The sequence below is a fragment of the Cystobacter fuscus DSM 2262 genome (genome assembly GCF_000335475.2).
GTDB lineage: Bacteria > Myxococcota > Myxococcia > Myxococcales > Myxococcaceae > Cystobacter > Cystobacter fuscus.
Map to the genome: position 1 here is coordinate 41,748 of NZ_ANAH02000018.1, position 12,611 is coordinate 54,358.

Annotated in this window: 6 protein-coding genes; 2 read left to right on the forward strand and 4 right to left on the reverse strand. The window is 68.3% G+C overall.

Features of this window, described 5'->3' with window-relative positions:
• Window positions 1-9: 9 nt before the first annotated feature.
• A complete protein-coding gene (locus tag D187_RS28675) occupies window positions 10-2,616 on the forward strand; it encodes a carboxypeptidase-like regulatory domain-containing protein (RefSeq protein WP_155893642.1) in 2,607 nt (868 codons plus the stop codon).
• Window positions 2,617-2,882: 266 nt separating this feature from the next.
• Here D187_RS28675 and D187_RS28680 read toward each other — a convergent pair whose 3' ends face one another.
• Genes D187_RS28680 through D187_RS28690 form a run of 3 tightly spaced genes read right to left on the reverse strand, consistent with a single transcriptional unit; the run spans window position 2,883 to window position 6,557 of the window.
• Window positions 2,883-5,219, reverse strand: coding sequence for a xanthine dehydrogenase family protein molybdopterin-binding subunit (locus D187_RS28680; RefSeq protein WP_002632060.1), 2,337 nt, complete (start codon window positions 5,217-5,219; stop codon window positions 2,883-2,885).
• On the reverse strand, window positions 5,216-5,716 hold the full coding sequence (locus D187_RS28685; protein WP_002632059.1) for a (2Fe-2S)-binding protein: 501 nt from the start codon (window positions 5,714-5,716) through the stop codon (window positions 5,216-5,218). The genes D187_RS28680 and D187_RS28685 overlap by 4 nt, the downstream gene beginning before the upstream one ends.
• A complete protein-coding gene (locus tag D187_RS28690; protein ID WP_043431807.1) occupies window positions 5,709-6,557 on the reverse strand; it encodes an FAD binding domain-containing protein in 849 nt (282 codons plus the stop codon). The genes D187_RS28685 and D187_RS28690 overlap by 8 nt, the downstream gene beginning before the upstream one ends.
• A gap of 219 nt (window positions 6,558-6,776) precedes the next feature.
• Between D187_RS28690 and D187_RS28695 the strand changes: the two genes are divergently transcribed.
• The gene (locus D187_RS28695) at window positions 6,777-12,053 is read left to right on the forward strand and encodes a trifunctional serine/threonine-protein kinase/ATP-binding protein/sensor histidine kinase (protein ID WP_002632057.1); all 5,277 of its coding nucleotides are present in this window, start codon (window positions 6,777-6,779) and stop codon (window positions 12,051-12,053) included.
• Window positions 12,054-12,056: 3 nt separating this feature from the next.
• On the opposite strand, the gene D187_RS28700 is transcribed toward D187_RS28695, so the two are convergent.
• A complete protein-coding gene (locus D187_RS28700) occupies window positions 12,057-12,521 on the reverse strand; it encodes a PaaI family thioesterase (protein WP_002632056.1) in 465 nt (154 codons plus the stop codon).
• Between the last annotated feature and the right edge of the window lie 90 nt (window positions 12,522-12,611).

Below are 12,611 nucleotides of genomic sequence, written 5' to 3' on the forward strand. Positions count from 1 at the left end.
GCCATGCACATGAACACCGAAGTCCCACGCCGCGCGCTCCCAGGCGCGGCGCGGGTTGCCAGCCTCTGGGTCCTCCTCTCGGCTCTCGCCTGTGGCGACAGCGCCAGGCCCGACTCGGCTGACGCGCGCCCGGTCGCGCCGCGGAGCGCCGCGCAGAAGGCGGTCCAGACGGACCTGACCGCCACCACCACCACCACGAGCCCCACCTTCTCCTCGTACATCGCCACACTGCCGCCGGCCCAGGTGACGGCCTCCATCACCCAGACCCTGGAGGCGAGCTGGGATCCCAGCCTCCAAAGCCTCAACTATCCCCCCGTCTACCCGCAGGGCTGGAGCATCGAGTATTACGCGGGGGGCGAGAAGCTGGCGAAGGTGCCGACCACCGCCAGCGAATGGGCGGAGGTCTCGGGTGTGATCGCCCGAGGAGGCCTCGAGGTGGAGGGTGTGGAAGGCGAGCGGCAGGCGATCGTCTCCAGGTCCACCGCGCCTCGAGTGGTGGTGAGGCCCGTGTTCTCGGGCGGCGTCGTGGGTGACGGCTGGGACGTCTTCTTCGATCCCGGCTACACCCGGATCTTCAACGTCCACCACCACAACAACCTCAACGAGATCATGTGCCGCGATCTGGTGACCGGCACCACGTGCCCGGGCTTCCCCATGAAGCTCACCCAGACCAGCGTCCGCTCCACGGGCCGCATCGACGCGGCGTCCAACAACTTCTGGCAGCCCACCGTCACCCTGCCCGCCGCGGAGGGCCAGCCCTCCAAGCTGGCTTGGGACTGCGTGGACCTCACCAACGCCACGCGCTGCGCCAGGCCGGTGGTCGTCTCCGAGTTCACCTCGGCCAACATCAAGAGGACCAACGACAACACCGACATCAAGAGGAACAACTACAACGACCACACCGATCCGGTGGTGATCGGCCGGAAGATGTACACGATCGGCTTCGTCAGCGGCGGGAAGGCCCGCATCACCTGCCTGGACATGGCCACCGGCACCGAGTGCCCCGGGGTGGAGCTGCCAGAGAACGGCAGTGCCGACGAATCCGGCCTCACCGCGGTGGGGAACAAGCTCTACGTGGTCCCCGGCTTCGGCAAGAACCTGGACTGCTACGACAGCACCACCTGGGCGCGGTGCCCTGGGACCTGGCCCCAGCCCGTGAAGGACCAGGCGGGCAAGTTCGTGAATGGCAGTCCCGTGTGGGCCCTGCCGGGTGCCAACGGTGAGATCCAGCACATCTGCGCGAACAACGTCTGCTTCACGCTGGAAGGCGCCGCGCACAGCCTGCCGCCGAGATTCCTCGCCGAGATCCAGGCGCATCCCGTGATGGGAAATGCGAACCCGATCTTCCAGTACGGCGGTGGCAGCAGCTCCGGCACCAAGGTCGCCTGGCCCTACAGCATCATCTCCACCACCAAGAGCACCTGGGCGATGTGCTGGGACATGGCCACCGACGCCAAGTGCGCGGACAAGTTTCCCATCAATGTGCCGGTCCTCTACACGACCATCTTCGATCCCGAGCAGCCGGAATGCCTGTGGACCAACACGGACAACGGCGTCATCAGGAACTATGATGTCAGGACCGGCAACCAGGGCTGCACTGGCGCTTCGACCCGCATCTCCTTCAAGACGCCGGTGAGCGTGCCGCGGCTGAGCTGCGACCCTGCGTCGCGCGTCTACCAGTACAAGTCCTTCAAGCTCACCTCGCCCGACCCCTCGCTGTACACCACGGCCACCCTGACGGTGAGGGACTCCAACGGCCAGCCCCTGGCCGCGTGGAGCAAGCTGCCGATCGATCGCGCCAATCCCGTCGTGGATTTGACCTCGCTCTCGACGCTCGAGACGGGGCTCACGCCGAGCTTCGACATCTCCGCTGACATCACCAACGCCAACGTGGTGCCCGCCAGCGAGATCCGCGTCACCACGGGCGCTCCCCCGCAGCTGTGCTGGGACCTCGCGTCGCCGCCCTCCGCTGCCTGTCCGATCGGACCCAAGCTGGCCAGCACCACCGCCTCTCCCCCTCGGGAGGCCACCGTCACCGCCAAGGGCTCGCTCACCAACACCGGTACCACCACGCCCTATACGAACCAGGACGTGCGCACCAACGTCGCCACGGCCAGCTTCGACACCTGCGGCACCCGTCTGACCGCCAAGGTGGTGTCGCTGTCCGACGGCAGCCCCGTCGCCGGGGCCAAGGTGTTCCTGCTCGACGGCGCGGGCAACCCCATCCTGGATGCGAACGGCCAGCCAGCCTCCGCGGTGTCGGCGGCTGACGGCAGCCTCGAATTCCCGGTCTGGGCGGGGGACTACACGCTCAAGATGAGCGGGACCGACAGCTACCTCCCGGCCTTCATGAACGTGACCGCGGGCGGCAGTGGCATGACCACCCCTACCAACGGCACGGTGGTCTCCAACGCCGTCACCACCGCGGTGAACCAGACCTCCCATGTGGACATCACCGTCACGAACAACCAGCCCGCACAGCCCCCTCCGCCGGCCGAGGACGATGAAGCCTGGTTCCAGGGCAGTGGCTGCACCGCGGCCGGAGGCGCCCAGTCGGCGCTGGTGGTGATGCTGGTCCTGGGTGGGCTCGCGGTGCTTCGCCGCCGCCGCACGTAGGCGACGGTCCGGCAAGGTCATCCCATGACGTAGTCCAGGCGGGAGCGGGCACCAGGCCCCTCCCGCCTTTTTTCATGCCGCCGCATGACTGACATGTCAGAAGGCAGGGGCTGACATGTCAATGACACGTCGGAGTGGAGGGTGGGGGCTGACATGTCAGTGACTTGTCGGTGACACGTCGGCGCGAAAGGAATGGGCAGACAGGTCAGACGCGGTGCCAGGATTCGAGAGGCTCGACCTTCACTCTCTTCGAAGCCTGGCTGTCTTCAACGTGTCTGGTGCGAGTCTTTGGATGGAGCCGTATCCAGCCACGCGCGCAGCACGCGCTCCGCCGTGGCGGGGATCCGGGTGACATGCGCGCCAGTCGCATGCCGGATCGCGTTGCTGACGGCGGCGGCCACTCCCACCAGGCTCGCCTCGGCGACCCCCTTGGCCCCGAAAGGGCCCTCGCCATGCGGGTGCTCGAGGAGGATGGGGTGGATGGCCACGGGGACATCCGGCGCGCCGAGGACCTTGTACCCACTCATGGAGGGATTGGTCAGGTGGCCGTCCTTCCACACCAGCTCTTCCGTCAGCGCGAAGCCGAGCCCCTGCACGAACCCACCGTGGATCTGTCCCTCCGCCGCGGCGGGGTTGATCACCCGGCCCACGTCATGGACGCTCCAGGCCTCGAGCACCTGGACGTGGCCGGTCAGCTCGTCCACCTCGACTTCCACCACCTGCGCGCCAAAGACGAAATAGCCATTGCCCATCGAGGACAGTCCCTGGGCGGAGGTGCGTTGGGGATCGATGGGCACCGCCGGGAACAGCCAGCGGGAGGACGCGATGATCGGGCCGCCCTTGAAGTAGAGGGCGCGGGCGGCGATGGCTCCGAACGTGACCGAGGCCTCGGGCCTGCCCTTCACTCCGACGATGCCACCGGGTCTCAGCTCCAGCTCCTGCTCCGGACGCTCCAGCATCTCGCTGGCCTGCTCGAAGAGCTGTTGTTGGATTTGCGCACAGGCCTGGGTGAGGACCCGGCCCACGGTGAAGGTGGTACGCGTGCCTCCCGTGCACCAGTCATACGGCGAGCCGTCCGTGTCCGGACCGGTGAAGTTGATCTGCTCGAGCGACAGCCCCAGCGCCGCGGCCGCCACCTGGGCGAGCGCCGTATCCGAGCCCTGACCGATGTCCACCGCGCCGGTGCTCACCGTGGCGGTCCCATCCTCATTGAGCCGGACCGTGGCGCTCGAGCCCAGCAGCGCCGAGACATGTCCGACCGCCGCCACCCCGATGCCCCGCCGCTTGCCGGGCGTCGCCGCACGAGCACTCCGCCGCCGGCTCCAGTCGGACGCCTCGCGCGCCCGCTCCAGGCAGGCCTTGAGCGTGCCGCTCTCGACGGGCGCGCCTCCAATCCACTTCTCTCCGGTCTCGAGCGCGTTGCGCAGCCGCAGCTCGATGGGATCCATGCCCAGCTTCTCGGCGAGCCGGTCGATCTGCACCTCGCTGGCGAAGTGGATCTGCGGGTTGCCGAACCCGCGGAACGCCGAGGCCCGGAGCCGGTTGGTGTACACGCACCAGCACTCGATATCGAAGTGGGGGATGCGGTACGGCCCGCGCGCGAACCAGGCGCCCACTCCCGCGACGAACGGTCCGTCATCGGCATAGGCGCCCGTGTCGTAGTGCAGCTTCACCTGACGGGCGAGGATGCGGCCGTCCCGGGTCGCACCCGTACGCATGTGGATGCGGCACGCGTGGCGAGATCTCATCATCACCATGTCGTCGGTGCGCGAGAACGTCAGCTTCACCGGCGCGCCGGCGGCCTTCGCCAGCGCCACGGTGATGGGCTGGTTGGTCGACTCGGTCTTGCCGCCGAAGCCACCACCCACCCGGGGCACGATGACCCGGACCTTCGACATGGGAAGGCCCAGCGCCTCGGCGATGATCGCCTGGGCGCGAAAGGCGGACTGCGTCGAGGTGTAGACGGTCACCTTGCCGCTGTCGCGATCCACCGAGGCCAGGGTGGAGCAGGGCTCCAGGTAGATGTGCTGCTGCGCGGGCGTCTCGAACACGTCCTCGACGATCACCTCGCACTGCGTCCACACGCTGTCGGGCTCGCCCTCGATGAGCCGGATGTGCGCCGCGGCATTGGGCGTCCTCGCCAGCGCCTCACGCCGCTCGTGGAGCACGGGTGCCTCCGGCCTCAGTGCCTCCTCGGGATCGAGCACCTCGGGCAGGGGCTCGTATTGGATGTCGATCGCCCGCAGCGCCCTGCGCGCCGTCTCGAGATCGACCGCGGCGACGGCGGCGACGGGCTCGCCCGCGTAGAGGACCTTGCCGCGCGCGAGCAGCGGCTGATCCTTGATGACGGCGCCGATGCGGTGGTCGGGCAGATCCTCGGCCGTGAGCACGGCCCTGACCCCGGGCATCGCCCGGGCCCGCGAGGTGTCGTAGGCGAGGATCCGGGCATGCGCATGAGGGCTGCCGAGCAGGGCGCCATGCAGCATGCCCGGCAGGGTCATGTCGTCGGTGTAGACGGCGCGTCCGGTGACCTTCTCGCGCGCCTCCAGCCTTGGCACGGACCGGCCGAGGATCTCCCCCACGGGCTTGTCCTGAGTGCTCATGACCGTCCCTCCGAGGAAGCCTTCTCGCCCGGTCCCTTGCTCAGCGAGGCGATCGCCTCCACGACCTTGACGTATCCCGAGCACCGGCAGACGTTGCTGCCGAGCGCGTGGCGGATCTCCTCGACGGTGGGGTGGGGGTTGCGATCGAGCAGCGCCTTGGCGGTGAGGACGATGCCCGACATGCAGAAGCCACACTGCACCGCGCCCTGCTCGACCAGGGCCCGCTGGACCGGATGGAGTTCGCCGCCGGTCTCCACCCCCTCGATCGTGGTGATCTCCCGGCCGCGAAGTGTCACGGCCAGGGACAGGCAGGAGAACACGGGTTCGCCATCCACCAGGACCATGCAGGCCCCGCAGCTGCCCTGATCGCAGCCGCGCCGGGTCCCGGTCGCGCGAAGATCCTCGCGCAGCACGTCCAGCAGGGTCCGCTCCGGGGCGACGGAGAGCACGCGGGTCGTCCCGTTGATGGAGAGGAAGAGGGGAAGCTCGTCAGCCATGGGTGTGCTCCCGGGCAAGGGACAGGGCGCGGCCGAGCAGGCGGGGGATGAGCAGGCGCCGGTACTCGGCCGAACCCCGGACGTCATCGAGGGGCGCGGCGGCCTGGGCCAACAGCCGCCCCGCCTCGGCCACCTCCCGCTCGCCGAGCCGGGTCCCCACGAGCCGTTGATCGGCCTCGGCCAGGTGGAGCGGAACGGGCCCACACGAGCCCACGGCCACGCGCGCCTCCAGGCACGTGTCGCCCCTCATGGCGAGGACCAGCGAGATGGACACGGTGGGGTAGTCGCCCGAGACCCGGCTGAAGCGCAGATGGTGCCCCACGGCGCCTGGGGTGCCCCGGGGAAGGAAGAGCCGCGTGACGAGCTCGCCGCGGGCCAGGGAGGTCCGGAAGCGATCCACGAAGAGCTGCTCGACGGGAATGAGCCGCCGGCCACCGGGTCCGGCGATCTCGACCCGGGCCGAGGCCGCGACGAGGGCCCCGGGGAGATCCGTGCAGGGATCGGCGAGCGCCACCGAGCCCCCGAGGGTGGCCATGTTGCGGATGGCCGGATGCGCGAGCTGCTCCGCCGCGCTTCGCACCACCTCCAGGGCGCCATCCAGGTGCGCGTTGGCCGCCACGGCCCGGTGACGTACCATGGCACCCAGCCAGAGGCCGTCCTCGGTCCGCGTGATGGCCGACAGCTCTTGAATCCGGTGCAGGCTCACGAGCATCACGGGTGAGAGCTGGCCCGCGTGCATCATCGCCACCAACGAGGCCCCTCCCGCCAGACAGCGCGCCCCCTCCGTGGCCGTCAGCAGGGAGACGCCTTCCTCCACGGTCTCTGGCTCCGCGTATCTCATCTCACCACCTCGGGCTCCCGCGCTTCACTGGCAGAGGACGCCGATTCTACAAGCCCCTCGTTGGTCGCGTGGGATGAACGCCTCGGGCGCTTGGAATCCAGGCGCGCCGAATAAGCGGGACGAGCACCCTGTTTCCACCCGAAGGCTTGTAAGTTGGGTTGGCTTGCTGGCGCGACGACGTCATGGGGACCGGGTCCTCGCCAACGGGTGTGCGCATTCATGCTGGATATTCCAGGGTACAGGGTTCTTGGCATCCTCCGGGCCATGGGCTCGAACGCGCTGTTCCAGGCGGTGCGCGAGGCCGATGGCCTGCCCGTCATCCTCAAGACGCCCATGGCGGCCTCTCCAGGTCGCATGGAGAGCGAGCGTTACCGGCGGGAGTTCGGCATCCTGCAACGGCTGCGGGACGTGCGGGGCGTGGCCAGACCCTACGCCTGCGAGCGGCTCGGCGAGCGGCCCGTGCTGCTGCTGGAGCGGGTGCAGGGGCAGACCCTGTCCGAGGCCATGTCGAAGGGACAGCCCCTGGAGCTGTCCTCCTTCTTGAACCTGGCCCTGTCGCTGGTGTCCACCCTGGGGGAGGTGCACTGCCGCAACGTCATCCACAAGGACATCAAACCCTCCAACATCATCCTGGAGCCGTCGGGAGAAGCGCGGCTCATCGACTTCGGCGTGGCCACGCTGCAGAAGGTGGAATACCTGGACGCGGCGCCGACGCACCTGATTGAAGGCACGCTGGCGTACATGTCGCCGGAGCAGACGGGGCGGATGAACCGGGTGGTGGACTACCGCACCGACTTCTACTCCCTGGGCGTCACCTTCTACGAGCTGCTCACGGGGCGTCGTCCCTTCCAGGGCAAGGATGCGCTCGAGTGGTTTCACGCCCATATGGCGCAGCGGCCCACGCCTCCGCACGAGCTCAACCCCCAGGTGCCCCCGGCCCTGTCCGCCCTCGTCCTCAAGCTGCTGGCGAAGACGGCCGAGGAGCGCTACCAGAGCACCGAGGGCCTGCGGGCGGACCTGGAGCGCTGCCGCGAGGCGTTGAACGAGGACACGCGGGAGGTATTCGCGCTGGGCACCCAGGACCGGCCCGACCGGTTCCAACTGCCACAACGGCTCTACGGGCGCGAGGCCCAGGTGGCCACCTTGCTCGAGGGCTTCGAGCGGGTGACGCGCACGGGAAGGCCGGAGCTGTTCCTGGTCAGCGGGTACTCGGGCATTGGCAAGTCCTCCGTGGTGAACGAGTTGCACAAACCCGTGGTGCAGTGCCGCGGCTTCTTCCTGAGTGGCAAGTTCGACCAGTTCCAGCGGGACATTCCCTACGCCACCCTGGCGCAGATCCTTCGCGGGCTGGTGCAGCAATTGCTCGCGGGGAGCGAGGAGGACATCACCCGGTGGCGCCAGCAGGTGAACGACACCTGGGAGGGCCACGGCCAGATGCTCGTGGAGCTGGTGCCCCAGCTGGAGGTGCTGGTGGGCCCCCAGCCCGCGCTCCAGCAGGTGCCCCCGCGCGAGGCCCAGCGCCGCTTCTATCAGGTGGTCCGCCGGTTCTTCGCCGTGTTCGCCTCCCGGGCGCAGCCCCTGGTGGTGTTCCTGGATGACCTGCAGTGGGCGGACCTCTCCAGTCTGCAATTGCTTGCTCAATTGCTGTCCCATCCGGACAGTCCCCCGGTGCTGTGGATGGGCGCCTACCGGGACAACGAGGTGAGCCCCTCGCACCCGCTGATGCAGGCGTTGGAGGGGATTCGCAAGGAGGGGGCGAGGATGACGAACCTCCGCCTGGAGCCACTGAGCGTGGCGCAGGTGGAGCACCTGGTGGCCGACACGCTGCCGGGAGCGGGGAGGGACGTGGTCGCCCCCCTCTCGGCGATGGTGCACGAGAAGACGGGGGGCAACCCCTTCTTCCTGCTCCAGTTGCTGGTGTCGCTCCACCAGGATGGCCTGCTGGTACGGGTGCCCGGCGCGGGCTGGCATTGGGACGCGGAGGAGGTGCGGACCCGCGACTACTCGGAGAACATCGTCGACTTCATGGTGGACAAGCTGCGCCAGTTCCCCCCGGACACGCAGCACCTGCTGCGCCTGGCGGCGTGCGTGGGCAATGTCTTCTCACCCCGGATGCTGGGCTTTCTCGCCGACCAGGGAGACGTGGAGCAAGGACTCGAGCCCGCGTTCCAGGAAGGCATGTTGATGCGCGCGGGCCCGGAGAAGTACCGCTTCCTGCACGACCGCATCCAGCAGGCGGCCCATCGCCTCCTCTCCGAAGCGGAGCGCGAGGCCATCCACCTGCGCATCGGCCGCCTGCTGCTCGAGCGCCTGCCCCAGGACGAGACGCGCGAGTCGCTCTTCGACGTGGTCAGCCAGCTCAACGCCGGGGTGAACCTGATCGAGGAGGCCACGGAGCGCCACCAGCTCGCGCGGCTGAACGCCGAGGCGGGTGCCAGGGCCATGGCCGCGGTCGCACTCCGCCCCGCCATCACCTATTTCGCGACGGCCTTCCCGCTCATTCCGGGAGACCCCTGGGAGACGGACCCCGCACTGGCCTTCAAGCTGAAGCTGACCCAGGCGCGCTGTGAGTACATGAGCGGCAACATCCTCGAGGCGCGCCGTCTGGTGGAGAAGCTCCTTCCCCGGGCACGCACCCGTTCGGACATCGAGGCCTGCTACGGCTTGAAGCACGACGTCCACTTCGCCGCGGTCGAGCGCCAGGAAGGCATCGCCTGCATGTTGGAATGCCTGGCGTTGCTGGGCATGCCGTTGCCGCGGGACCCCACCTGGGAGGAGGCGGTGGCCGCTCATGAGGAGGTGTGGGTCCTGCTGGGGGAGCGTCCCATCGCGAGCCTCGTCGAGCTGCCCCCCATGACCGATCCGGACATGAAGCTGGTCATCGGCGCCCTCTTCAAGCTCTTCAATTCCGCGTTCTCCACCAACCCCCACCTGCTCGTCGTCCTCTTGAGCCGGATGGTCTGCCTCTCCCTCCGCCACGGCGTGGTGGATGCCGCCGCGCTCGGATTCGGCTGGTTTGGCGTCATCACCGGTTCGTTCTTCAATCGCTACCGGGATGGCCTTGCCTTCGCGCGGCTCGCCCAAGAATTCGTCGAGCGGTACAATCTGGCCTTCGTTCGGCCGGATGTCCTCCTCAGCTCGCAGTTCATCAGCTACTGGAACCAGCCCCTTCCCAAGGCGCAGGAACTCGCCCTCAGCGGCCTCCATCACGCGCTTCAGGTGGGGAACGTCTCCGCCGCCGCCTATTGCAGCCTGGATATCGTCCTCAACCGCCTGGCCATGGGGCACAACCTGGAGGAGGTCCACCAGGAGTCGCTCGTGCGCGGCGAGTTCTTGCGCAAGACGGGCTTCCTGGATCCCCAGGAGTCGCTCCTTCTCAATCAGCGCTACGTGCAGCAACTGCGCGGAATCACCCTCTCGTTCGGCACGCTGAACGGGGAGGACTTCGATGAGCGGGCCTTCGAGGCCCAACTGCCGACCATTCCCAGGAGAAGCACGCGTGTCTTCTGGATCACCAGGCTCCAGTCGCGCTTCATGTGCGGCGACTACGCGGAAGCCCGCAGGGCCGCGGACAAGGCGGCCGAGCTCCTGCGGGCCAACAACGGCATTCTCTACTTCCGCGAGTTCCACCTCTACCGCGCCCTGACCCTGGCCGCGTGCTGCGAGGGCGCCCCCCCCGAGGAGCAGCAGCGGTTGCTCGAGAGCATCCAGGGCCACCACCGGCGGCTCGCGGAGTGGGCGGAGAATTGCCCCGAGAACTTCCACGCGCTCGAGCGGCTGGTGTCCGCGGAGCTGGCCCGTCTCGCGGGACGGCCGGATGAGGCGACATGCGCCTACGAAGATGCCATCCAATCGGCGCGAGAGAACGGGGCCACCCAGTACGTGGCACTGGCCAGCGAGCTGGCCGCGAATTTCTGGCGCACGCGGCGGGCCCCCATCGTCTCCCATGCCTTCGCCCGCGAGGCCCGGGCGGCCTACCGGCAGTGGGGCGCCCAGGGCAAGGTGCAGCACCTGGAGTCGCTCTGGCCCCACCTCTCCGCCCTGGCGAACACCGAGGAGGCGCTGACCACCAGCAGCACGGAGTCGACCCGGATCGACGCGCTCACGCTCGTCAAGGCCCAGCAGGCCGTCTCCAGTGAGATCGAGCTGGAGCGTCTGGTGAAGACGCTGCTGCACGCGGCCATCGAGAACGCGGGGGCCCAGCGCGGCGCCCTGTTGCTGCCCGAAGGGGACTCGCTCTCGGTGGCGGCCACCTCGGATGCTCCGGCGAAGGGGACGGCCCCCGCGCTGCCCTGGTCGCTGCTCTCCTACGTGCGGCGCACGAGGGAGCACGTGCTCATCGGCGATGCCTCCAAGCCTCATCCCTTCTATTCGGACACCTACCTGACGCACAGCGGCGCGCGCTCGGTGCTGTGTCTGCCCCTGTTGCGGCAGGAGCAGTTCTGCGGAGTGCTGTACCTGGAGAACAACCTGGCGACCAATGCCTTCAGCCCGGTGCGCCTGGTGCTGCTGGGACACCTGGCCTCCCAGGCGGCCATCTCCATCGAGAACGCCCGGCTCTACGAGGATGTCCAACGCGCCAGGATGGAGCTGCACCGGGCGAATGAAGAGCTGGAGCAGCGGGTAGAGGCGCGCACCCGCGAGCTCAAGCAGGCCCAGGCCCGGCTGGTGGACACGGCGCGCGAGGTGGGCATGGCGGAGGTCGCCGCCAACGTGCTGCACAACGTGGGCAACGTGCTCACCAGCGCCGTCGTCAACCTCGAGGTGATGCGCAAGGCGGTGGGCTCGCTGCGCGTGGGCCGCGTGAAGCAGGCGGCGGCGCTCCTGCTGGAGCAGCGAGAGAACCTGGTGGACTTCCTGACGAGCAGCCCCCAGGGCAGACACCTGCCGGACTACCTGGGGGCGCTGGGCGAGGAGTTGGTGAAGGAGCAGACGCGCCTGATGGAGGACCTGGATGCGATGAACCGGCACATCGAGCACATCCGCGCCATCGTCCAGGTGCAACAGACGTATGCGAAGCGGTCGCTGATGACGGAGGAGTGCGAGCTGCCGCGGCTCATCGACGACGCGCTGCGCATCCAACTGGAGGGCTTGCAGCGCCATGGAATCACCCTGCACCGGGAGCTGTCGGCGGTGCCGCGGGTGAGGGCGGACAAGCACAAGGTGCTGCAAATCCTCATCAACCTCATCAGCAACGCCAAACAGGCGCTGGAGCCGATGCCCGAGGGCCAGCGCAACCTGTGGGTGAGGATGAAGACGGAGGGGCCGGTGGTCCGCATCCAGGTGGTGGATGATGGCGTGGGCATTGCCCCCGAGGTGAAGGACAAGCTGTTCTCCCACGGCTTCACCACGCGCAAGGACGGCCACGGCTTCGGTCTGCACTCCAGCGCGTTGGCGGCACAACTGCTCAAGGGCCGCCTGTTGATCGAGAGCGAGGGTCCCGGCCGGGGCGCCGTGACCACGCTGGAGCTTCCGCTCGACCCGGCGCGCTCGTAGCCGTCAGCGCCCGCGGGCCTCGTCTCCACGCAGGACCATGCACGAGCTGAACACCTTGGCCACGAGGCTGCCCTTGTCGTCCTCGACCTCGCACTCGATCAGCCCGAGCGTTCGCGTCCGCTTGACCACACGTCCGGTCGCGCGCAGGCGCGCGTTCCAGATGGGCTTGAGGAACTTCGTCGTGAGATCGAGCGTGGTGAAGCTCTCCTCGTCCTCGAGCGTCGTGGACATGGCCGCGCCCATCGCCAGATCGGCCAGGTCGCAGATCACTCCCCCGTGCAGCGTCCCCATGGGATTGGCATGGCGCGCCGAGGCGTCCAGCTCCATGACGACACGGCTCGGCTCGACGCTGGTGAGCAGCAGCCCCAGGAGTCGAGCGATCGGAGGAGGGGGCAGTTCTCCCCGGAGCATCTTCTCCATGTCCTGGAGGTGCCGCGTGGTCTTGGGGGAGGGGATGGGATTGGTCATGACTTCTCCTCGGCGTGTCTGGGCGGACCCTTCTTTTTTGAGATTACGAGCATAATACGAAATGGGTCACCCGTACCAGGGAATCGACGT